The following is a 22,071-nucleotide window of genomic DNA, read 5'->3' on the forward strand; positions in this document are numbered from 1 at the left end:
GCCATGGCCACCACTCGGGACCGCGTCGTCGAGGCCGCCGTCGCGATGACCACCGAGTCCGGCTGGTCGGGCGTCACCATGGCTGCGCTCGCCGAGCGGGTCGGGGTGAGCCGGCAGACCGTCTACAACGAGGTCGGTTCCAAGGAGGGTCTGGCCGAGGCGGTGATCCTGCGCGAGCTGGCTCGCTTCCTCGCGGTCGTCTCCGAGGCGTTCGACACCCACCCGGACGACCTGGTCGACGCGATCCGCGCCGCGACGTACGGCGTCCTCGAGCTGGCCCAGGACAACAAGCTGCTGCACGCGGTCGTGTCGGCGACGCACGGTGCCGACACCGAGCTGCTCCCGCTGCTGACGACGCACTCCCACTCGTTGCTGGCGGTGGCCAAGGACGTGGTGACCGAGCGCGTCTCGCCGTACGACGTCGGGCTGGACGGCGCGCACCTCGACGTCGCCATCGACGTGGTGGTGCGGGTCGTGCTGAGCCACGTCATGCAGCCCACCGGGCGGCCCGCCGAGACCGCCGACGGCATCGCCTGGCTGGCCGGCCGGGCGCTCAGGTCGCCGTCGCCCTGATCAGCACCGACTCGTCCACCTGGAGCAGCGGTGCCTGGAGGCCGACGGTGCCGAGGGCGCGACCGGTGAGCCGCACCCCGTCACCCGCCCAGCCGACCCGGCCGGAGGAGACGCCGTTGACCGCGGCGTCGCCGGGCGCCTGGGCGCAGACGGCGTACGTCGTGTCCGGATCGAGCCCGGGAAGCGGCACCCGGCCGGGCGGCCAGGTGGCGCTGTGGTCGAGGGCGGAGAGCCGGAAGAGCGCTTCGCTCCGGTCCTCGGACACGACGCCGTCGAGCTGGAGGGCGGGGTTGGCGAGGTCGGCGCGGACCACGTCGCCGTGGTGCAGCAGGTCGCGGACGTCGCGGTAGAAGGCGACCCACACCGCGAGCCGGTCCAGCTCCTCGGGCGAGACCGTCGTGAGGTCCCACTCGACCCCGAAGTGGCCCCAGATCGCGGTCGCGGCCCGGAAGTCGAGCGTGTGCGCGCGGGTCGTCGTGAGGTCGACCGCGGCGCCGACGTGCGTGCCCATCACCTCCGGCGGGAGCAGCACCCCCGTCCACCGCACCATCCGGTGCCGCTCGTGGGCGTCGATGCAGTCCGACACCCAGACCCGGTCGGCGCGGTCGAGGACGCCGAGGTCGAGCCGCGCGCCACCGGCGCTGCACGACTCGATCTCCAGGCCCGGGTGCCGGAGCCTCAGCTCGTCCATCAGCCGGTAGACCGCGGCGGTCTGGGCATGGACGCCGGCGCGCCCCGTCGCCGTGTGACCGGCGTCGACCAGGGGCCGGTTGTGGTCCCACTTCAGGTAGGCGATCCGGTACTCGGTGACCAGCGCGGAGATCCGCTCCAGCAGGTAGTCGTGGACCTCCGCGTGGCCCAGGTCGAGCACCTGCTGCTGCCGCGAGTCCGGCCCGGGACCGTGCTCGGTCTGGAGCAGCCAGTCCGGGTGCGCGCGGGCGAGGTCGGAGTCGAGGTTGACCATCTCGGGCTCCACCCAGAGCCCGAAGTCCATGCCGAGCTCGTGCACGCGGTCCACGAGGGGGTGCAGGCCGTCGGGCCAGCGGGCCCGATCGACGTACCAGTCACCCAGCCCGGCCCGGTCGGCCGTGCGCTCGTGGAACCAGCCGTCGTCGAGCACGAACCGCTCGATCCCGACGGCCGCCGCCTGCTCGGCGAGCGCGAGCAGCTTCGCGTGGTCGTGGTCGAAGTGCACGGCCTCCCAGGTGTTGAGCAGCGCCTTGCGCGGGGAGCGCGGGTGCTGCGGCCGGCGGCGGAGGTAGCGGTGGACGCGCCTTGAGAGCTCGTCGAGGCCCTCGCCCCATGAGCCGATCAGCCAGGGCGACCAGTACTCCTCGTCGGCCTCCAGCCGGACCTCCCCGGGCAGCAGCAGCTCGCCGCCGCGCAGCAGTCGCCAGCCCGTGAACGAGCGCTCCGCGCTGATCGACTGGTTGCCGCTGTGGGCGACGTGCACCCCCCAGACCCGCCCGGACCGGAACCCGAAGCCGGGCCGGCCGGCGCACATCAGCGTCGCCGAGTCGTGCCCGGGCCGCCCGCCCCACGCCTCGCGCACCCAGTGGCCGACGTCGAACGGCCGTCGCTGCGGGACACGCTCGTGGTTGTGGCGACCGGTGAGGTCAAGCAGCTCGCCGGCCTCGTCCGGCACCGGTAGCGCCGGCTCGAGCCGGTCGACGACGTATGCCGCACCGGCGAGGTTGCGCACCCCGGCGCGCACGCGCACCAGGCCGTCGACGGTCAGCTCGAGGTCGACGCTGACGGCGAGCGCGTTCTCCGGGTCGTGGCCGACGCTGGTGACGGAGCCCTCGGTGACGGTGTGCTCGACGGCGGCGAAGGTCGTCGACCAGGCGCGGCCGTCGCGGCTGCCGAGCAGGCCCGGCCGGCCGAGCCAGCCGGCCGCGTGCTGGGGAAGCACGGCCACGGACGGAGGCATCATCACCACGGAGTCGACGTACGGCACGGCGACGGCGTCGACCAGGTCGCCGGGGACGGGGCCCTCGCCGAGGTCGGGTCCCCAGTGCAGGACCGTCGGGAGACGGTCGTCCTCGAGGCGGAGCACCAGGCTGGTGCCGCCCCGGCGGAGGTGCACGAGGTCGCTCATCGGCGGACCACCGCGACCCCGCCGGCCGGCACCCGGCCGTCGTACGCCGCGTCCCGCACCAGGTCGTGACCGGCCAGCTCGACGACCGCCTCGCTCTCGGTGTGGTTGACGACGAAGACCCACCGGTGCTCGCCGTCGGTCCGCTCGGTGACCTCGACGCCGGCCCGGCCGGCCGCGATCGGCCGGACTCCGGCCTCGGCCGCGATCCGGGCGACCAGGGCGTCGAGAGCGGTCTGGTCGAGCCGGGTGGCGGCGTACCAGGCGACGCCGGCGCCGTGCTCGTGGCGGGTGATCGCGGGGACGCCGGGCAGCGGCCCGTCGGTGTACGTCGCCTCCGTGGTCGCGCCGTCGAGGTGGAGCAGCTCGGTCCAGACGTCGGCGCCGGACCCGTCGCTGAGGGTGACCCGCTCGGCCGAGCGCAGCGGGTAGAACTCCTCGACCCGGATCCCGAGCAGGTCGCGGAAGGCGCCGGGGTAGCCGCCGAGCCGGACGTGGTCGTGCTCGTCGGTGATGCCGCTGAAGTAGGTGACCAGGGCGGTCGCGCCCGCCCGGACGGCGGCGTCGATCGCGGCCGCGGCGGCGTCGGTGACCGTGTAGAGCGTCGGGACCACCACGAGGCGGTAGCCGCCCAGGTCGGTGCCGGGGTGGACCACGTCGACGCCGATCCCGAGGTCGCTCAGCGCGGCGTGCACGGCGTGCGGACGGTCGAGGTAGGTGACGTCGACGCTCGGGTGCGAGTCGAGCTCGCAGGCCCACCAGGCCTGGTAGTCCACGAGGATCGCGACGTCGTTGTCGGTCCGCGAGCCGACGACCTCGTCGAGCCGATCGAGTGTCCGGCTGAGCTCGACGACCTCGCGCCAGACACGGGTGTCGGTGCCGGCGTGCGGCACCAGCGCGGAGTGGAACTTCTCCGAGCCCGCGCGGGAGGCCCGCCACTGGAAGAAGAGGACGCCGTCGGCGCCGCGGGCCACGTGCTGCACGCTGTTGCGCAGCAGCTCGCCCGGCTGCTTGGCGACGTTGCGGGGCTGCCAGTTGACCGCGCTGGTCGACTGCTCCATCAGCAGCCACGGACCGCCGCCGGCGAGCCCCCGGGTCTGGTCGGCGCAGAATGCCAGCTCCCGGTAGCCCTCCGGGTCGGCCGCGGTGACGTAGAAGTCGTTGGAGACCACGTCCATCTCGGCCGCCCACCGGTGGTAGTCGAGCTCCTTGATGTGGCTGGTGACCATGAAGTTCGTGGTGACCGGTACGCCGGGCGACACCTCGTGCAGGACGTCGCGCTCGGCCACGAAGTTGGCCAGGTGCTCGTCGGAGGAGAAGCGGCGGAAGTCCAGCTGCTGCGTGGGGTTGGCGGTCGCGGTCACGGCGCGCGGCGGCTGCACCTCGTCGAAGGCCGCGTACCGCTGCGACCAGAAGGCGGTGCCCCAGACGCGGTTGAGCTCGGCGACGTCGCCGTACCTCTCCGCGAGCCAGGTGCGGAACGCCGCGGCGCTCACGTCGCAGTAGCAGAGCGCGTTGTGGCAGCCGAGCTCGTTGCCGACGTGCCACAGCCGGAGCGTCGGGTGCCCGGCGTACCGCTCGGCCATCGTGCGGCAGAGGCGGAGCGCGTGCTCGCGGTAGACCGGCGAGCTGGGGCAGAACGCCTGCCGGCCGCCGGGCCACAGGGTGGTGCCATCGGCCGTCACCGGCAGCACCTCGGGGTGGCGGTGCGCGAGCCAGGGCGGCGGCGACGCGGTGGCGGTGGCGAGGTCGACCCCGATGCCGGCCGCGCCGAGCCGGTCCAACACCCGGTCGAGCCAGTCGAAGTCGTACGCGCCCGGCTCGGGCTCGAGCAGCGCCCACGAGAAGACGCCGACGGTCACGAGGTCGACCCCGGCCTCGAGCATCAGCCGGACGTCGTCGTCGTGGACGTCCTCAGGCCACTGCTCGGGGTTGTAGTCGCCACCGAACGAGATCGACATCGCGGGACCGCCTCTCCAGCCTCAGGGGTTGACATGTGACGGTAGTCACGCCGACTATTCGTCCCATTATAAGAAAGTGTTGTCAAATGAGAGGTCGCCATCATGTCGCCACGCCGCTCACCACTCGGGCAGCCGATCCCGCCGTCCGTGGCCGCCACCATGGCCGCCTCCCGGCGGCGCTTCCTGCAGGGCTCCCTGCTCGGCGCGGGCCTGCTCGCCTCACCCACCCTGCTGGCCGCCTGCGGCGGCTCGGACAGCGGCGGCGGCACGGGTGCGGGTAGCACCGTGAAGTTCGGCATCAACGAGGCCAAGGGCTCGGGGCCGGCGTACGACCGCCTCAAGTCGATGGCTGACGCGTACGCCAAGAAGTCGGGCGCGACCGTCGACCTGAACGCCGTCGACCACAACACGTTCCAGGAGAACCTCAACAACTACCTCCAGGGCAGCCCGGACGACGTCTTCACGTGGTTCGCGGGCTACCGGATGAACCAGCTCGCCGAGTCGGGCCTGATCTCCGACGTCAGCGAGGTCTGGCCGATCGACGGGCAGGGCGACAGCTTCAAGCAGGCGGCGACGGCCAGCGACGGCAAGCAGTACTTCGTGCCGGTCGGCTACTACCCCTGGGCGGTCTTCTACCTGAAGTCGACGTTCGAGAAGAAGGGCTACGAGCCGCCCACGACGCTGGACGAGCTCACCACCTTGATGGCGAAGATGCAGAAGGACGGAGTCACTCCGTTCGCCTTCGCCGACAAGGACGGGTGGCCGGCGATGGGCACCTTCGACATCCTGAACATGCGGATCAACGGGTTCGACTTCCACATGGACCTGATGGCCGGCGAGAAGGACTGGGACTCCAGCGAGGTGAAGCAGGTGTTCGACACCTGGAAGGGGTTGCTGCCCTACCACCAGTCCGACCCTCTGGGTCGCACCTGGCAGGAGGCGGCGACGTCGATGGGCAAGGGCGAGTGCGGCATGTACCTGCTGGGCACCTTCGTCGTCGACGGTATCCCGGACCAGGAGGACGACCTCGACTTCTTCACCTTCCCAGAGCTGGACTCCTCGATCGGCGCGACCGCCCTCGACGCCCCGATCGACGGCTTCTGCGTGGCCGCGGGCGGCAAGAACCAGGACGGTGCCATCGAGATGATGAAGTGGCTCGGCACCGCCGAGGCCGCCGACGCGGCCAACAAGGGCAACACCCCGCTCATCGCCGCCAACTCCGGCGCCGACACGTCGGTCTACTCGGCGCTGCAGAAGAAGTCCGCCGAGGTCGTCGGCCAGGCCACCGACATCGCGCAGTTCCTCGACCGGGACACCCGGTCCGACTTCGCCTCGACCGTGATGATCCCGTCGCTGCAGAAGTTCCTGCAGGACCCCGACGACATCGACGGGGTCACCAAGAGCATCCAGCAGCAGAAGGTCTCGATCTTCGGTGGCTGATGACCTCGACTGACACCGACCTCGTCCCGCCCCCCAGGCGCAGCCGACCGTCACGTCGGCTGCCCTGGCGGGACCGCGCCGTCGTCATCGCGATGGTCGCGGTGCCGTCGTTCTTCGTGCTGTCGCTGGTGTGGTTCCCGGCCGTGCTGTCGGTGATCCTGTCCTTCGGTGCGTGGAACGGGATCGGCGACGTCGACACCATCCAGTGGATCGGTACCCAGAACTACCAGGACATCGCGACCATCTACCCGCCGTTCTGGCCGGCCGTGAAGCACAACCTGATCTGGCTGGGGTTCCTCTTCCTCGGGCCGACGCTCCTGGGCATGTTCCTGGCCGTCGTGCTCGACCGGAACATGCGGTTCAGCCGCTTCTACCAGACCGCGTTCTACCTGCCGGTCGTGCTGTCGCTGGCCCTGACCGGCTTCATCTGGCAGCTGATGTACTCCCGCGACCAGGGCCTCATCAACCAGGTGCTCGGCACCGACGTCGACTGGTACGGCGACCCCTCGGTCAACCTCTGGGCCGCCCTGGTCGCCACCGCGTGGCGGCACACCGGCTACATCATGCTGATCTACCTGGCCGGCCTGAAGGGCGTCGACGCCTCGCTGCGCGAGGCGGCCGCGGTGGACGGCGCGAGCGAGACGAAGACCTTCTTCCAGGTCGTCTTCCCGGTGATGCGCCCGATCAACATGATCGTCGTCGTCATCGTGGTGATCGAGTCGATCCGCGCCTTCGACCTGGTCTGGGTGATCAACCGCGGCACCAACGGCCTGGAGCTGATCGGCGCCCTGGTGGCGCAGAACGTCGTGGGCGAGGCCAGCCGCTACGGGTTCGGCTCGGCGCTGGCGGTGATCATGATGGTCATCTCCTCGGTCTTCATCACGCTCTACCTGCGCGTGGTCTTCCGACAGGAGCGGGAACGATGAACCGGCGTCGTGGCGCGATCGCCACCGCCTGCATGATGGTGCTGGCGCTGCTCTGGCTGTTCCCGCTGCTGTGGGCCGTGCTCAGCTCCTTCCGCGACTACGCCTACACGCAGGCGCACGGTTACCTCTCCTTCGGTGGGTGGACGTTCGACAACTACCAGCGGGTGTGGCGCGACGCCGACCTCGGCAAGTACTTCCTCAACTCGCTGATCATCACCGTCCCGGCGGTGCTGCTGACGCTCTTCCTGTCGTCGCTCGCGGCGTTCGTGCTGGCGCGCTTCAGCTACCGCTTCAACCTGGCCATGCTCGGGATCTTCCTCGCCGCCAACCTGCTGCCGCCGCAGGCGCTGCTGGTGCCGGTCTTCCGGATCTACCGCGAGGTGCCGCTGCCGATGGCGATGAGCGACACCGGCCAGCTGCTCGGCAGCTACTGGGGCCTGATCGCGATCAACGTCGCCTTCCAGATCGGCTTCTGCACCTTCGTGCTCAGCAACTACATGAAGACGCTGCCCTTCGAGATCTACGAGCAGGCGCAGATCGACGGCGCCAGCGTGTGGCGCCAGTACTGGCAGCTCACGATGCCACTGGTGAAGCCGGCGCTCGCGGCGCTGGCGACCCTCCAGACCACCTGGGTCTACAACGAGTTCTTCTGGGCGACCGTGCTGCTCGGCGGCCAGGGCGACAAGTTCCCGATCACCAGTGCGCTCAACAACCTGCGCGGGCAGTTCTTCACCGACTACAACCTGCTGTCGGCCGGGTCGGTGCTGATCGCGCTCCCGGTGGTGCTGGTCTTCTTCGTGCTCCAGCGGCAGTTCGTCGCCGGGCTGACGCTGGGCTCCACGAAGGGATGAGGGCCGGTACGGTGTGCGCGTGAGCAGCAGGCGCGCCGGGGGGTTGCCGTCCTCCAGCCCGGGCGCCGTCAGCGTGATGTCCGCGCTGGTCACCGAGGGGCCGATGTCGCGGGCCGACCTAGCCCGGCGTACCGGGCTCACCTCCGCTGCGGTCACCAAGGTGGTCAACCCGCTGGCCCAGGCCGGCTACCTACGCGAGGTCGGGCCGTCGCTCAACGGCGGCCTCGGCCGGCCCGCGAGCCGGATCGAGATCTGCGGCGACGCGGCGTACGTCGTGGGCCTGAAGGTCACCGGCTCCGAGGTCCTCGGCGTGCTGGTCGACCTGTCCGGCCAGACGCTGGCGACCGTACGGCGTGAGCTCGCCGCCCGTGAGGTCGAGCCGGTGGTCGACACGATCGTGGGCGTGACCGAGGAGCTGTGCTCGACCCCCGAGCACCAGGAGCGGCTGCGCCACGTCGCCATCGGCATCTCCGGCGGGGTCGACGAGTCCGGGCTCGTCTCCTACTCGCACTTCCTGGGCTGGCACGGCGTCCGGCTCGCGCCGATGGTGCACGCGCGCCTCGGGCTGCCGGTGATCGTCGAGAACGACGTCCGTGCCCTGACCGCCGGTGAGCGGTGGTTCGGCGCCGGGTCGGGGCGTCCGTCGTTCGCGGTCGTCACGGTCGGTGCCGGCATCGGGTGCGCTGTGTCCTTCCAGGGTCAGGTGCTCGCCGGCGTGCACGGGGTCTCGGGCGAGCTAGGGCACCTGCCGATCGCCGGCGACCGTCTGTGCCACTGCGGTGCGACGGGCTGCCTCGACACCCTGGCGACGACCCCGTCGATCCTGCGCGACGTCTCGGCCGCCGTCGGCTCCGACGTGGGCACCCTCGAGGACGCCGTCGACCTCGGCCGGCGCGACGAACGGGTGGCGGAGGTCTTCCGGGTCGCCGGGCACGCGCTCGGGCTGGGTATCGCGTCGGTCGTCAACCTCTTCGGACCGCAGTGCGTGGTCCTCACCGGCGAGGGCCTCGCCGCGCTCGACCTGATCCGCGAGCCGATGCGCGCCGGGTTCGTCGAGCAGGCCTACGGGCAGGCGATCCACTCCGAGCTGATCATCCGGCCGCTGTCCTTCGAGGCCTGGGCGCACGGTGCCGCGACCATCGCGCTCCAGGCGTTCATCCGCGGCGAGGGTTGATCACGCCGCGCGGCGTACCTCGGCCAGCTCGACGGCCTCGCGGAACGCCGCTGCGACGTACGGCGGGACCTTGAGGCCGCGCTTGTGCGCCCACAGCAGCTCGCGCTCGACCCGCGAGATCTGGCTGGCGAAGTGCTCGACCTCCCGGTCGATGCCGAGGGTCGTCAGCATGTCGCCGAAGTCGGCCTTCTGGGCCGCGTCGTTGGCGCCGACCGGGGCGAAGGAGAAGCTGCGCATCCGGCGCACCATCCACTTCTGCCAGGTCGCGAGCTGGGACCACAGGCCGCGGGCGGAGAGCTGGTAGAAGGCGTAGTGGCCGGGCTCCTGCCGCTTGATCGGGGCGATCACGGTCTGGGCGATCGCGCTCTCGCCCATCTCGACGACGCCGTCGTGGAGCAGGTTGTAGGCGAGCACCGCGGACCGCTCGGTCGCCATGCCGGTCAGGTAGTAGAGCATCCGGCAGACGTCCTGGAAGGCGTCGAGGTGCGCGAGTGCCCCGAGGATCTTCATCTTGATGCCGAGCGAGGTCAGGTCGGGCTCGGCGGGCGCGCGGCCGAGGTGCACCTGGAGCTCGTCGAGGATGATCCCGTGCCGGATCTCCTGCGGCTGCCAGACCTCGGCGTAGAAGCGCCGGTCGATCTCGGGCGGGTCGGGGAGCAGGGTCGTCAGCTCGAGCACGTTGCGGTCGACCTCGAGCTCGACCCGGGCCATGTAGTCGAGGACGTGGCCGTAGCGCGCGTTGAACACGTCGGGCCGGCGTACGGCGTAGTCGACGCTCGCCAGGTCGATCGGTGGGTGCTCGAGACCCAGGCGGTCGACGTGGTCCGCCAGCCGCGACTCGTTCAGGGAGACAAGCGCCATTGCAGGATCCTAGTGGTCGGTAAGGGCAGCCTTCATCGGGGATTCCCCCTAGTGTCTTCGGAGTGGACGCAGTCTCCGGATCGAGTGAGGTACGTCTCGGGACCCTGACCGGGCGGGCGGTGGTCGCCGCCGCCGTCCTCGGCTCCGGCATGACGATGCTCGACGGCACCGTCGTCAACGTCGCGCTGCACACCATCGGCGAGGACCTCGACGCCTCGCTGGCGCAGCTGCAGTGGATCACCAACGGCTACCTGCTCTCCCTGGCCAGCCTGATCCTGCTGGGCGGCTCGCTGGGCGACCGTTACGGGCGTCGCCGGGTCTTCGTCATCGGGACGGTGTGGTTCGCGCTGGCGTCGCTGCTCTGCGGCCTCGCGCCCAACCCCACGGTCCTGATCGCGGCCCGCATCCTCCAGGGCGCGGGCGCCGCGCTCCTCACGCCGGGCAGCCTGGCGATGATCCAGGGTGCGTTCGTCAGGGAGGACCGAGCCAAGGCGATCGGTGCGTGGGTCGGGCTCGGCGGCATCGCCTCGGCGGTGGGGCCGTTCCTGGGCGGCTTCCTGGTCGAGTACGCCGACTGGCGCTGGATCTTCCTCATCAACCTGCCGCTCGCCGCGGTCACCGTGGTCGTCGCGGTCCGGTTCGTCCCCGAGACCCTCGACCCGAACGCACCCCGGCGCCTCGACTTCACCGGCGCGCTGCTCGCGACGCTCTTCCTCGGCGGGCTGACCTACGCGCTGATCGAGTGGGGTGGCGCGGCCGCTCCCTGGGCGATCGGCGTCGCGCTGCTCGCGGCGGTCGGGTACGTCGTCGACGAGCGTCGCAGCGACCACCCGATGCTGCCCCTCGGCATCTTCGCGGACCGCACGTTCAGCGCGGCCAATGCGATGACCCTGCTCGTCTACGCCGCTCTGGGTGCGGTGCTCTTCTTCCTGGTCCTCCAGCTCCAGACGGTGAGCGGGTACGGCGCGCTCCAGGCCGGCATGGCGACCCTCCCGATCACGGTCTGCATGCTGCTGCTCGCCTCGAAGGGCGGCGAGCTCGGCAGCCGGATCGGGCCGCGGATCCCGATGACCGTCGGCCCGATCGTGATGGCCGGCGGCTCGCTCCTGCTGCTCGGCGTCGACGAGGACGTGAGCTACTGGACCGACGTGCTGCCCGGCCTGACCATCTTCGGGCTCGGGCTGGCGCTGATGGTGGCGCCGCTGACGGCGACCGTCCTGGCCGCCGTGCCCGACGAGCACGCAGGCATCGCGAGCGGCGTCAACAACGCCGTCGCCCGGGCCGGCTCGCTGCTCGCCGTCGCCGCGCTGCCGGTGGCCGTCGGGCTGACCGGCGAGCAGTACGCCGATCCGGTGGCCTTCGACGCGGCGTACGGCTCGGCCGTGGTGATCTGCGCCGTGCTGCTCGCGCTGGGTGGCCTGCTCTCGTGGGTGACGATCCGCAACCCGGGGGTCTAGACTCAGGGCATCTCGATGCGCATCACGAAACGAGTTGCTCCATGCGCAACAAGGCGGCGAACCGTCAGACCCTGACCCGGTTGCTGGAGCAGGCGCGCTACGAGGTGCTCCCCACGGCCTCGACCGAGGACAAGGTGCTCGAGCACGTGCCGCGCGACGTCACGGTCACGGTCACGGCGTCGCCCTCGAAGGGCCTGGACGCGACCTTCGACCTCGCCGAGCGGCTGGCGGGTCACGGCTACGCCGTCGTCCCGCACGTCGCGGCGCGGATGGTGTCGGGTCGAGCTGAGCTCGAGGAGATCTGCTCGCGGCTGACCGGCAAGCAGATCACCCGCATCTTCGTGCCCGGCGGCGACGCCGAGCCCGCCGGCGACTACCCGGACGCCCTGGCCCTGCTGGAGGACCTGACATCGTTGGGCCGACCGTTCGCGCAGGTCGGGATCACGGGCTACCCGGAGTCGCACCCCACCATCCACGACGACCTGACCGTGCAGTCGATGTGGGACAAGCGCCGCTACGCCACCCACGTCGTCAGCAACCTGACCTTCGACCCCGCCGTCATCCGCGACTGGGTGCACCGGATGCGCGGGCGCGGCATCACGATGCCGCTGCTGCTCGGCATCCCCGGCCCGGTCGACCGCACCAAGCTGCTCTCGATGGCGACCAAGATCGGCGTGGGGGAGTCGACCCGCTTCCTCGCCAAGCACAAGGGCACCTTCGCCCGGCTGGCCGCACCCGGCGGCTTCACCGGCGAGCGCTTCCTCGAGCAGTGCGCGCCCACGCTCGCCGAGCCGACGGCCCTGGTCGAGGGCCTGCACGTCTTCACGTTCAACCAGGTCGCCGAGACCGAGGCCTGGCGGCAGGGGCTGCTGGAGCGGCTGCGCTGACCTACCGCCGCCGGGCGACGCGGCTACGCTGCATCCGTGAACCTCAACCTCAACGTCTTCTGGATGCTGGTGGTGCTGATCATCGGTACGCCGCTGCTGTGCCTCGTGTTCATGATCGGGGTCTTCGGGATCGCGGTCCTGGCAGGCGCCGACTTCGACATCTGAGTCACGACTCGACCAGGGCCGCCAGCGCGTGCTCGAGCCGGCTGTCGCCGGTCTCGACGACGGTGAGGGGGAGACCGATCCGGGCGGCAGCGTCGTCGGCGAGGGCGCGCAGCTCCTGGTCCGGTTGCTGCGCCAGCCAGACGACGCGGGTGTAGTGGCCGAAGTAGGTGTCGCGCAGGTCGGGGTAGCGGTCCAGGCCGAGCTCCTGGACGACCGTGCGGGCGAAGGACCGGACCAGGAAGTCGGTGAGCAGGTAGGTGCCGGGCTGGTCGGCGAAGAACTCCTCGACCCGCGACGCTCCGGCGAAGACGTCGTAGCAGTGCAGGCCCGGCAGCCGGGCCAGGCCGAGCTCGTCGCACACCGAGTCGAGGGCGCCGTAGGTGCCGCAGTCGGCGTACCCGATCACCACGGAGTCGTACGACGGGCCGAGGTCGGCCGCGAGGCGGCGTACCTCCCCGGCGATCAGGTGGGGCTGGTTGTGGAGCAGCGGCGGCAACGGGTGCACGTCGACCGGCCAGTCGTGCCGATCGACGATCTCCTTGCAGGGCTGGGCGATCGCGCCGCACGCGATGAGGGCCGTCCTAGAAGCCGAGCTGGTCGACGAAGCGGTCGTTGAACTCGGGGCGGTCGGAGAGCTCGACATACGTCACCTCCTCCAGCAGCGCCCGGGCGCCGGCCCGCTCGCGCACCGACAGCAGCGCCATCTTCGCGCCCTCGCCCGCGACGTTGCCCGCGGCGACGATGCGCAGCACCGGGAGCTTCGGCACCAGCCCGATGCGGACGGCGGAGGCCGCGGAGAGATAGCTGCCGAAGGAGCCTGCGAGCAGCACCTGCTGGACGTCGCGGTGCTCGAGCCCGAGCTCCTCGAGCAGCAGCGTCCACCCGGTCGAGATGGCGGCCTTGGCGAACTGCAGCTCGCGGACGTCGCGCTGGGTCAGCACCACGCAGTCCTCGGGCTCGGCGTCCGGGCTGGGTCGATGGAGCACGAAGACCCGCTCCTCGCCGCGGTCGGAGCTGAGCGTCGTGAGCCGGTCGGCCAGGCCCGGCGCGAGTTCCTTGGCGACGTCGTCCGTCACGTAGCGGCCCGACGCGTCGAGCAGGCCGACCTTCACCAGCTCGGCCACGGCGTCGACCAGCCCGGACCCGCACAGGCCGCGCGGTTCCACGTCGCCGATGACGCCGAGCTCCACGGTCTCCGCCAGCTTCACGACCTCGATCGCTCCGTCGGCCGCCCGCATGCCGCAGCGGATCGCGCCGCCCTCGAACGCCGGGCCAGCGGGTGCGGCCGTCGAGAGAATCCGGTCGCCGTCGCTGAGCACGATCTCGCAGTTGGTGCCGACGTCGATGAAGAGCCGGGTGCGCTTGTCGCGGTCCATGCCCGACGCCAGCATGCCGGCGACGATGTCGCCGCCGACGTACGCACCGAGTGCGGGGAAGAGCGTGGCGCGGGCCCGTGGGTGCAGGGCGAGGCCGAGCTCGGAGGCGAGCACGTCGGGGGGTTGCGGCGACGACATGATGAACGGCGCGACGCCGAGCGGCTCTGGGTCGATGCCGAGCAGCAGCGCGGTCATCGTGGCGTTGCCCGCGATCGCCACCTCGTAGACGTGGGCGGGGTCGACGCCGCCCTCGGTGCAGACCTGGATCGCCAGTGTGGACAGGGATTCCGAGGCCGCGAGCTGGAGCCGGGCCAGTGCCTCGGGATCCATCATCGTGGCGCTGATCCGGGTGATGACGTCGCCGCCGAAGGGCTGCTGCCGGTTGAGCATCGACGCCACGGCGACCGGGGTGCCGGTAGCGACGTCGAGCAGCGTGGCGACGACGGTGGTGGTGCCGAGATCGAAGGCGATCGCGTACTGCGTGCCCGTGGTGTCGCCCGGCTCGACGTCGATCAGCGCCTCGTCGACGACGACCGCGGTCACCTTGAAGTCGGCCGCGCGCAGCACGGCCGGCAGCCGGCGCAGCACGTGCAGGTCGGCCACCGGCTCCAGGTCGTCGATCGCGGCGAGCAGCCGGTCGAGGTCGGTGCGCTGGTCGGCCAGCGTGGGCTCGTCGAGCTCGACGTACCGCTTCTGGATGGCGGGCCGCAGGATCACCTGGCGGCCGACGCCGACGGTGGCGGCCTTGGGGCGGGTGGTGAGCGGGGGTACGTCGACGGCGAGGTCGCGTGTGGCGTTGACCAGGCAGGCCAGCCGCCAGCCGTCGTCGAGCTGGTCGCGGGTGAAGGTCTTGACGTCGTGGCGTGTGATGGGCGTGCTGCCCTCCACGCGCACCTTGCACTTGTGGCAGGTGCCGTGGCCGCCGCAGGTGGAGTCGATCGCGATGCCGTTCCACGACGCGGCGTCGAAGACGGTGACGCCGGGCGGGACGCGCACGCTCCGCTCGGTCTCCTCGACGGTGAACCTCAGGTCGACGCGACCGGTGCCGTCGTTCATGCCGTGGCTGCGGCCTTCGCGCGGTGGGCGGCGATCCAGGCCATGCCCCACTCGTCGTGGTCGAGGAACACGTCGGCCGCCTTGACGGCCTCCACGATCTGCGGGGTCCGGGTGTCCATGATCGCGCTGGTCAGGCCGGCGGTCATCGCCATCGGCAGCCAGGCGGCGCCCAGGGTGTGACGGTCCGGCATGCCGAACGACGTGTTGGACGCGCCGCAGGTCATGTTGACCCCGAAGTCGTCGCGGATCCGGCGCATGGTCTCGAACGTGACGAGTGCGGTCGTGGTGTCGGCGCCGATCGGCATCGCGAGCGGGTCGATCACGATGTCGGCGGCCGCGATGCCGTACTCCTCGGTGGCGACCCGGATGATCTTGGCCGTCAGGTCGAGGCGCTTGTCGGCCTCCATCGGGATCTCGTCGTGGTCGTTGGGCAGCGCGATGATCGCGGCGTCGTACTTCTTGACCAGCGGGAGGATCGCGGCGAGCCGGTCGTCCTCGGCGGTGACCGAGTTGACCAGGGCGCGGCCCTGGTAGACCGACAGCCCGGCCTCGAGCGCCTCGATGACCGACGAGTCGATGCAGATCGGCTTGTCGGTGCGGCTCTGCACCAGCTGGATCGCGCGGGCGAGCAGGTCGGCCTCGTCGGTGAGCGGGACGCCCATGTTGACGTCGAGGACGTCGGCGCCGCCCTCGACCTGGGCCTGCACGTCGCGCTCGATCGCGGACAGGTCGCCCTCGCGCAGCTGCTCCTGGAAGATCCGGCGGCCGGTCGGGTTGATCCGCTCGCCGATCAGGCAGAACCGGCGGCCGTGGCCGATGACGACCTCGGCGCCGGTGCCGCGGAGCACGGTCTCCAGTGTCATGCCGGGACCTTGGCGCGGCGCTCCTCCAGGAGCGACTTGGCCTTCTTGACCGTGGCGGAGGCGTCGGCGGCGTACCCGTCGGCACCGACCGCGTCGGCGTACTCCTGGGTGACGGGGGCGCCACCGACCATGACGACGACGGAGTCGCGCAGGCCGGCCTTCTCGAGCGCGTTCATGTTGGCCTTGAACATCGGCATCGTCGTGGTGAGGAACGCCGAGAAGCCGACGATGTCGGGCTGGTGCTCCTCGATCGCGGAGACGAACTTCTCCGGCGCGACCTGGACACCGAGGTCGATCACCTCGAAGCCGGCGCCCTCGAGCATGATGTTGACGAGGTTCTTGCCGATGTCGTGGACGTCGCCCTTGACCGTGCCCATCAGGAACTTGCCGATCGTCTGCACGCCGGTCTCGGCGAGCAGCGGGCGCAGCCGCTCCATCGCGCCGGCCATCGCACGGCCGGCGATCAGCATCTCGGGCACGAAGAAGTCGCCGCGCTCGAAGCGGGCGCCGACCTCCTCGAGCGAGGGGATCAGGGCGTCGAAGAGCAGCGTCTGCGGCTCCATGCCCAGGGTCAGGCCGTCCTCGGTCAGCTCGAGGACGCGCGGTGCATTGCCGACCAGGGTCTCGTCGTACAGGCCCTGCAGGATCTCGTCGGGAGATGTCATGCCACACCCTCCTTGGGTGCTCGGCCGCGCAGCAGCTGGGAGAGCTCCGCGGCATGGGACGACAGGTGCTTGCCGATCTCCTCGAGGCGGGCCTCGAGTCGTGTGGTGGGTCCCGAGATGCCGAGCGCCGCGACCACGTCACCGCGCGGTCCCTGGACGGGTACGGCGATGCCGGTGAGGCCGACCTCGAGCTCGTCGTGGGTGACCGCCCAGCCGCGCTTGCGGGTGGCGATGCCGTCGCGGCGCAGCGACTCCGGCGTGGTCAGGGTGTCGTCGGTCAGTGCCTCGAGCGGGCCGCTCGGCACGGGCAGGGCGCCCCAGGCGTAGAACACCTTGCCGAGCGCCGACGTGTGTGCGGGCACCTCGATCTCGGTCCAGTCGCGGGTGCCGAGGAGGTAGCGGGAGTCGACCTGGGCGACCTGCACGACCTTCTCGCCGCGCGTGACGCTGAGGTGCACGGTTTCCGACGTCGCGTCGCCGATCCGCTCCATGGCCGGGCGAGCCAGGCGGACCAGCTCCTCCCACGGGTCGTGGCGCGCGGCGTACAGCCAGAAGAGCGAGCCCGCGACGTACGACCCGGAGGAGTCGCGCTCGACCAGGCCGGTGCGCTCGAGGGCGGTGAGCATCCGCGAGGTCGTCGACTTCGCGAGCCCGCTGGCCTCCTGGAGGTCGGCGAACGAGAGCGGGGCGTCGGCGTGCACGACGGTCGACACCAGGTGGGCCGCGCGGTCCACCGCCTGGGTGCCGCTGCCGCTGCTCGCGTCGCTCACGGGTGTCCTCTGGTCAGGGGTTCCATGATGTGGAACTGTGGTCCCACATCATGAGGTTAGGTTGGAGGGTCGATGTTCCGCAACCAGATGCCGCGCTACGAGGTGCTGTCCGAGGACGCGATGGCCACGCTCGACCGGGGCTGGCGCCGGCTGATGACCGAGATCGGCGTCGAGTTCATGGACGACCGGGCGCTCGATCTCTTCCGCGCGGCAGGGCAGCGCGTCGAGGACAGGACCGCCTTCCTCGACCCGGACTGGGTGCTCGAGCAGGTGGCCAAGGCGCCGCGTGAGTTCGACCTCCAGGCCCGCAACCCCGCGAACTCGGTGCACGTCGGTGGCGACTCGATGGTCTTCAGCGGGGTCTACGGACCGCCGTTCGTCCGCGACGGGGAGGTCCGTCGGGACGGGACGATGGCCGACTTCGAGAACTTCACCCGCCTGGCCCAGAGCTTCTCGGTGCTCGACTCCGCCGGTGGCGTGATCACGGAGCCCAACGACACGCCGCTCGACAGCCGCCACCTCGACATGACGTACGCGCTGCAGACGCTGACCGACAAGATCTACATGGGCAACGTGGTCTCCGGCGTCAACGCCCGCGACACCATCGCGATGACCGAGATCCTCTTCGGCTCGCGCGAGTCGATCGAGGAGACGCCGGCGCTGATCTCGCTGATCAACTGCAACTCGCCGCTGCGCTGGGACGACCGGATGCTCGAGGCGCAGTTCGAGTACTCCTCGGCCAACCAGCCCGTCATCCTGACGCCCTTCATCCTGATGGGGGCGATGTCGCCGGTCACGATCCCGGCCGCCCTGGTCCAGCAGATCGTGGAGGCCCTCTCGGGGATCGCGCTCTCCCAGCTGATCCGGCCCGGCTGCCCGGTGGTCTTCGGCTCGTTCCTCTCCAACATCGACATGCAGTCCGGCTCGCCGACGTTCGGTACGCCGGAGTCCGGCATCGGGCTGCTGTGCACGGGACAGATCGCACGGCACTTCGGGCTGCCGTTCCGCACCGGTGGCGGGCTCACGTCGTCGCAGGTGCCCGACGCGCAGGCCGGCTACGAGGCGCTGATGACGATGATGCCGACCTTCCTGGCCGGCGCGAACTTCGTCATGCACTCCGCCGGCTGGCTCGAGGGCGGCCTGGTCGCCGGCTTCGAGAAGTTCGTCATCGACGCCCAGCTGGTCGAGATGCTCCAGCACGAGTTCACCCCGCTGGAGATCGACGAGGACTCGATGGCCTTCGGTGCGCACGAGGAGGTCGGCCACGGCGGCCACTTCCTCGGTGCGATGCACACGATGGAGCGCTTCCGCACCTGCTTCTACCGTCCCTTCCTCAACTCGTCGGACAACTACGAGCGCTGGATGCGCAACGGCGCCAAGGACACCGCCGCCCGCGCGACCGACCTCTACAAGAAGCGGCTCGACGAGTACGAGCAGCCGCCCCTCGACGACGCCGTCCGCCAGGAGCTCGAGGCGTACGTCGTACGCCGGCGGGCGGAGCTCGGCGACTGACCTCCCCGCCGAATCGTGACTTTGGGTCAGTCGAGTCCGGGATGTTGGTCACCTCGAGTGACCAGAAGTCCCGAATGGAGTGACCAGAAGTCACGATTCGGCCTAGCGGAAGACGACGGTGCGGGAGCCGTTGAGGAGGACCCGGGACTGGGAGTGCCAGCGGACGGCGCGGGAGAGCACCTGGGCCTCGACGTCGCGGCCGGCGGAGACCAGCTGGTCCTGGTCGTAGCCGTGGTCGACGCGCATCACGTCCTGCTCGATGATCGGACCCTCGTCGAGGTCGCCGGTGACGTAGTGCGCGGTCGCGCCGACCAGCTTCACGCCGCGGTCGAAGGCCTGGTGGTAGGGCTTCGCGCCCTTGAAGCTCGGCAGGAACGAGTGGTGGATGTTGATCGCCCGCCCCGACAGCGACCGGCAGAGGTCGTCCGAGAGCACCTGCATGTAGCGGGCCAGGACGACCAGGTGCACGCCGTACGAGTCGACCAGCCGCATCAGCTCCGCCTCGGCCTCCGGCTTCGTGTCCGGCGTGACCGGGACGTGGTGGAACGGCACGCCGTACGACGCGGCGAGCGCGCCGGCGTCGGGGTGGTTGGAGACGACGGCGGGGATCTCGATCTGCAGCGACCCGGTGCTGGCGCGGAACAGCAGGTCGTTGAGGCAGTGCAGGTGCTTGGAGACCATGATCAGCGTGCGGTACGGCGCGGTCGCGTCCCACAGCTCGAAGCGCATCTCGAACTCCTCGGCCACCGGCGCGAACGCCTCGCGCATCGCGGCGGCGTCGGTCGGTCCCGGCACCTCGAAGTCGATGCGCATGAAGAAGCGGTCGGTGAGCCGGTCGCCGAACTGCTGGCTCTCGATGATGTTGCCGCCGTGCGCGACCAGGAAGCCCGACACGGCGTGGACGATGCCCGGACGGTCGGGGCAGGAGAGGATGAGGACGTAGTCCCCGGCGGCGATGGTCGGAGTGGCGAGGTTGGGCACGGGTTCTCCTGAGGAGTCGTTGCGCTGACCACCGTTGCGTCAGCCGAATTGCAGTCTGTAATACGCAACAACTGCTGCGCTAGTCTCCGCTCATGAGCGAGGGCAGCGCCGGCGTCCAGTCCGTCGATCGCGCGCTCACCATCCTCGAGGTGCTGGCCCGCGTCGGCGAGGCCGGGGTCACCGAGATCGCCGGCGAGCTCGGCGTCCACAAGAGCACGGCCTTCCGCCTGGTCACCACCCTCGAGTCGCACCGGCTGGTCGAGCAGACCACCGACCGCGGCCGCTACCGGCTCGGCGTCGGCGTGCTCCGCCTGGCCGGCGCCACCACCGCGCGGCTCGACCTGGTGCAGGAGGCGCGCCCGGTCTGCCGGCAGCTCGCGGCCGACACGGGCGAGACGGTCAACATCGCCGTCCTCTCGGAGAGCTCGGCCCTCTACCTCGACCAGGTCGCCGGCTCGTCGGCGCTCCAGCCGCACAACTGGGTCGGCCAGCACATCCCGCTGCACGCCACCAGCAACGGCAAGGTGCTGCTCAGCGGTCTGGACGACGACCAGGTCAAGCAGCTGCTCGGGACCCTCTCGCGCTACACCTCGACCACGATCACGAAGAAGGGCAAGCTCCGCGAGGAGCTCGACCTCGTGCGCGAGCAGGGGTACGCCGTCGCGGTGGACGAGCTGGAGGAGGGGCTCACCGCGGCCGCGGCCCCGATCCGCAACGCGCACGGCGACGTGATCGCGTCGATGAGCGTCTCCGGGCCGACGTTCCGGCTCTCCCAGGAGCGGGTCGAGAGCGTCCTCCCGCTGCTCGTCGAGGCGGCCGCCGAGGTCTCGCACCGGCTCGGCTGGGGTCAACGTTGAGTTACATCGGGCCGTTTCCCCTTGACGGCGCGGTGACCTGACAGCATCCTCGGGTCAAACGACCGGTTGCGCGACAAGCAATTGGTTGCGTCATACGCAACCGATGGGGTCGCGCGGGGAGTGAGTCCGAGTGGCCGAGCTCTACCTCGACGGCGCCTGGGTGGGCGCGCGGGGTGGAGCACGCCGTGAGATCCGGTGCCCGGCCGACGGGAGCCTGGTCGCGGAGGTCGACGAGGCCGGCGCCGAGGACACCGAGGCGGCGATCGCCGCGGCGTACGCCGCCTTCCACGGCGGGCCCTGGCGGGACACGTCCAGCCGCGAGCGCGGCGACCTGCTGATGCGGCTGGCCGACCTCCTCGAGCGCGACGCCGAGGACCTGGCGCGGATGGAGTCGCTGGACACCGGCAAGCGGCTGGTCGAGAGCCGCTACGACATCGCCGACGTCGTGTCCGTCTTCCGGCACTACGGCCGGGTCGCCGCCGAGGACGCTGGCCGGATGGTCGACACGGGCAACCCCGACGTCGTCAGCCGGATCGTGCACGAGCCGGTCGGTGTCTGCGCGCTGGTCACGCCGTGGAACTACCCGCTCCTCCAGGTCTCGTGGAAGGTCGCGCCCTGCCTCGCGGCCGGCAACACGTTCGTCCTCAAGCCGAGCGAGCTCACGCCGCACACCGCGATCCACCTGATGCGGCTGCTCGACGAGGCCGGCCTGCCGGCCGGTGTCGGCAACCTGGTTCTCGGCGCCGGCGCGACCGCCGGTGCCCCCCTGTCGACCGATCCCCGGGTCGACCTCGTCTCCTTCACCGGCGGTCTGGAGACCGGCCGGCGGCTGATGGCGGCCGCGGCCGGGACGGTGAAGCGGGTGGCGCTCGAGCTCGGCGGCAAGAACCCCAACGTGGTGTTCGCTGACGCCGACCTCGAGGTCGCCCTCGACTTCGCGCTCACCGCGGTCTTCCTGCACTCGGGCCAGGTGTGCTCCGCGGGCGCGCGGCTGGTCGTCGAGGAGTCGATCGCCGACGAGTTCGTCGACCGGCTGGTCGAGAGGGCCGCGACGATCCGGCTCGGCGGCCCCTTCGACGACAAGGCCGAGACCGGACCCCTCACCAGTGCCGCGCACCGCGACAAGGTCGAGGCGTACGTCGCGCGAGGCATCGCCGAGGGGGCCGTGCTCCGCCTGGGCGGCGCGCGGCCCGACGACCCGGCGCTGGCGGACGGCTTCTACTACCTGCCGACCATCCTCGACAGCTGCACCAGCACGATGTCGGTCACCCAGGACGAGTCGTTCGGACCGGTGCTCACCGTCGAGACGTTCACCGACGAGGACGACGCCGTACGCATCGCCAACGACAGCATCTACGGGCTCGCCGGCGCGGTCTGGACCCAGGACGCGGGCAAGGGCCAGCGCGTCGCGGGCCGCCTGCGGATGGGCACGGTCTGGATCAACGACTACCACCCGTACGTGCCGCAGGCCGAGTGGGGCGGCTACAAGCAGTCGGGCTTCGGCCGCGAGCTCGGCGAGGCCGGGCTGGCGGAGTACCGCGAGACCAAACACGTCTGGCACAACATCCGCCCGACCGAGCAGCGCTGGTTCCAGGGGTGAG

The 22,071-nt window shown here is 70.8% G+C and carries 20 protein-coding genes; 11 read left to right on the forward strand and 9 right to left on the reverse strand.

From position 1 onward, the window contains the following. The first annotated feature begins 3 nt into the window (after positions 1-3). On the forward strand, positions 4-573 hold the full coding sequence (locus ACFPYL_RS01480) for a TetR/AcrR family transcriptional regulator (RefSeq protein ID WP_379149617.1): 570 nt from the start codon (positions 4-6) through the stop codon (positions 571-573). Here the strand turns inward: ACFPYL_RS01480 and ACFPYL_RS01485 are convergent. Together ACFPYL_RS01485 and ACFPYL_RS01490 are read right to left on the reverse strand one after the other, a co-directional pair. Then, positions 554-2,671, reverse strand: coding sequence for an alpha-galactosidase (locus ACFPYL_RS01485; RefSeq protein WP_379149619.1), 2,118 nt, complete (start codon positions 2,669-2,671; stop codon positions 554-556). The two genes, ACFPYL_RS01480 and ACFPYL_RS01485, sit on opposite strands and share 20 nt — an antisense overlap. Then, the gene (locus ACFPYL_RS01490) at positions 2,668-4,629 is read right to left on the reverse strand and encodes a beta-galactosidase (RefSeq protein WP_379149621.1); all 1,962 of its coding nucleotides are present in this window, start codon (positions 4,627-4,629) and stop codon (positions 2,668-2,670) included. The genes ACFPYL_RS01485 and ACFPYL_RS01490 overlap by 4 nt, the downstream gene beginning before the upstream one ends. Positions 4,630-4,731: 102 nt before the next feature. Between ACFPYL_RS01490 and ACFPYL_RS01495 the strand changes: the two genes are divergently transcribed. The 4 genes from ACFPYL_RS01495 to ACFPYL_RS01510 are packed head-to-tail and all read left to right on the forward strand — an operon-like array spanning position 4,732 to position 9,020. Next, on the forward strand, positions 4,732-6,069 hold the full coding sequence (locus ACFPYL_RS01495) for an ABC transporter substrate-binding protein (protein ID WP_379149623.1): 1,338 nt from the start codon (positions 4,732-4,734) through the stop codon (positions 6,067-6,069). Then, positions 6,069-6,995 carry a carbohydrate ABC transporter permease gene (locus tag ACFPYL_RS01500; protein WP_379149625.1) on the forward strand — a complete coding sequence of 309 codons (927 nt, stop codon included), beginning with the start codon at positions 6,069-6,071 and terminating at the stop codon, positions 6,993-6,995. The genes ACFPYL_RS01495 and ACFPYL_RS01500 overlap by 1 nt, the downstream gene beginning before the upstream one ends. Continuing rightward, positions 6,992-7,846 (forward strand): carbohydrate ABC transporter permease, encoded by an 855-nt coding sequence (locus ACFPYL_RS01505; RefSeq protein WP_379149627.1) that lies wholly within the window; start codon positions 6,992-6,994, stop codon positions 7,844-7,846. The genes ACFPYL_RS01500 and ACFPYL_RS01505 overlap by 4 nt, the downstream gene beginning before the upstream one ends. Before the next feature lie 19 nt (positions 7,847-7,865). Continuing rightward, positions 7,866-9,020 (forward strand): ROK family protein, encoded by a 1,155-nt coding sequence (locus tag ACFPYL_RS01510; protein WP_379149629.1) that lies wholly within the window; start codon positions 7,866-7,868, stop codon positions 9,018-9,020. On the opposite strand, the gene ACFPYL_RS01515 is transcribed toward ACFPYL_RS01510, so the two are convergent. Continuing rightward, on the reverse strand, positions 9,021-9,881 hold the full coding sequence (locus tag ACFPYL_RS01515; protein WP_379149630.1) for a GTP-binding protein LepA: 861 nt from the start codon (positions 9,879-9,881) through the stop codon (positions 9,021-9,023). Positions 9,882-9,943: 62 nt separating this feature from the next. Between ACFPYL_RS01515 and ACFPYL_RS01520 the strand changes: the two genes are divergently transcribed. The 3 genes from ACFPYL_RS01520 to ACFPYL_RS01530 are packed head-to-tail and all read left to right on the forward strand — an operon-like array spanning position 9,944 to position 12,390. Further along, a complete protein-coding gene (locus ACFPYL_RS01520) occupies positions 9,944-11,338 on the forward strand; it encodes an MFS transporter (RefSeq protein ID WP_379149632.1) in 1,395 nt (464 codons plus the stop codon). 41 nt (positions 11,339-11,379) lie between these two features. Then, a complete protein-coding gene (locus ACFPYL_RS01525; protein WP_379149634.1) occupies positions 11,380-12,225 on the forward strand; it encodes a methylenetetrahydrofolate reductase in 846 nt (281 codons plus the stop codon). A gap of 36 nt (positions 12,226-12,261) precedes the next feature. Further along, entirely contained in the window at positions 12,262-12,390 is a 129-nt protein-coding gene (locus tag ACFPYL_RS01530) for a hypothetical protein (RefSeq protein WP_379149635.1), read from the forward strand. Between the two features lies 1 nt (position 12,391). Here ACFPYL_RS01530 and ACFPYL_RS01535 read toward each other — a convergent pair whose 3' ends face one another. The 5 genes from ACFPYL_RS01535 to ACFPYL_RS01555 are packed head-to-tail and all read right to left on the reverse strand — an operon-like array spanning position 12,392 to position 17,120. Beyond that, positions 12,392-13,033 (reverse strand): DUF1638 domain-containing protein, encoded by a 642-nt coding sequence (locus ACFPYL_RS01535; protein WP_379149637.1) that lies wholly within the window; start codon positions 13,031-13,033, stop codon positions 12,392-12,394. After that, positions 12,972-14,822: an ASKHA domain-containing protein gene (locus ACFPYL_RS01540; RefSeq protein WP_379149639.1), complete on the reverse strand. Its 1,851-nt coding sequence runs from the start codon at positions 14,820-14,822 to the stop codon at positions 12,972-12,974. The genes ACFPYL_RS01535 and ACFPYL_RS01540 overlap by 62 nt, the downstream gene beginning before the upstream one ends. Further along, positions 14,819-15,685 (reverse strand): dihydropteroate synthase, encoded by an 867-nt coding sequence (locus ACFPYL_RS01545; RefSeq protein ID WP_379149641.1) that lies wholly within the window; start codon positions 15,683-15,685, stop codon positions 14,819-14,821. The genes ACFPYL_RS01540 and ACFPYL_RS01545 overlap by 4 nt, the downstream gene beginning before the upstream one ends. Then, a complete protein-coding gene (locus ACFPYL_RS01550) occupies positions 15,682-16,350 on the reverse strand; it encodes a corrinoid protein (protein ID WP_379149643.1) in 669 nt (222 codons plus the stop codon). The genes ACFPYL_RS01545 and ACFPYL_RS01550 overlap by 4 nt, the downstream gene beginning before the upstream one ends. Then, positions 16,347-17,120 (reverse strand): IclR family transcriptional regulator, encoded by a 774-nt coding sequence (locus ACFPYL_RS01555; RefSeq protein ID WP_379149645.1) that lies wholly within the window; start codon positions 17,118-17,120, stop codon positions 16,347-16,349. Before ACFPYL_RS01555 ends, ACFPYL_RS01550 begins: the two co-directional genes overlap by 4 nt. Positions 17,121-17,192: 72 nt before the next feature. On the opposite strand from ACFPYL_RS01555, the gene ACFPYL_RS01560 reads away from it, so the two are divergent. Next, complete coding sequence (locus ACFPYL_RS01560; RefSeq protein ID WP_379149647.1) at positions 17,193-18,632, forward strand: trimethylamine methyltransferase family protein; 1,440 nt, start codon at positions 17,193-17,195, stop codon at positions 18,630-18,632. A gap of 102 nt (positions 18,633-18,734) precedes the next feature. Here ACFPYL_RS01560 and purU read toward each other — a convergent pair whose 3' ends face one another. Next, on the reverse strand, positions 18,735-19,613 hold the full coding sequence (purU, locus tag ACFPYL_RS01565) for a formyltetrahydrofolate deformylase (RefSeq protein WP_379149648.1): 879 nt from the start codon (positions 19,611-19,613) through the stop codon (positions 18,735-18,737). A 92-nt stretch (positions 19,614-19,705) separates the two neighbouring features. Here purU and ACFPYL_RS01570 point away from each other — a divergent pair, with 92 nt between their 5' ends. After that, positions 19,706-20,470, forward strand: coding sequence for an IclR family transcriptional regulator (locus tag ACFPYL_RS01570; protein WP_379149650.1), 765 nt, complete (start codon positions 19,706-19,708; stop codon positions 20,468-20,470). A 130-nt stretch (positions 20,471-20,600) separates the two neighbouring features. Beyond that, positions 20,601-22,070: an aldehyde dehydrogenase family protein gene (locus tag ACFPYL_RS01575; RefSeq protein WP_379149652.1), complete on the forward strand. Its 1,470-nt coding sequence runs from the start codon at positions 20,601-20,603 to the stop codon at positions 22,068-22,070. Position 22,071 lies beyond the last annotated feature (1 nt).

The organism is Nocardioides hankookensis (genome assembly GCF_042658885.1).
Lineage (GTDB): Bacteria > Actinomycetota > Actinomycetes > Propionibacteriales > Nocardioidaceae > Nocardioides > Nocardioides hankookensis.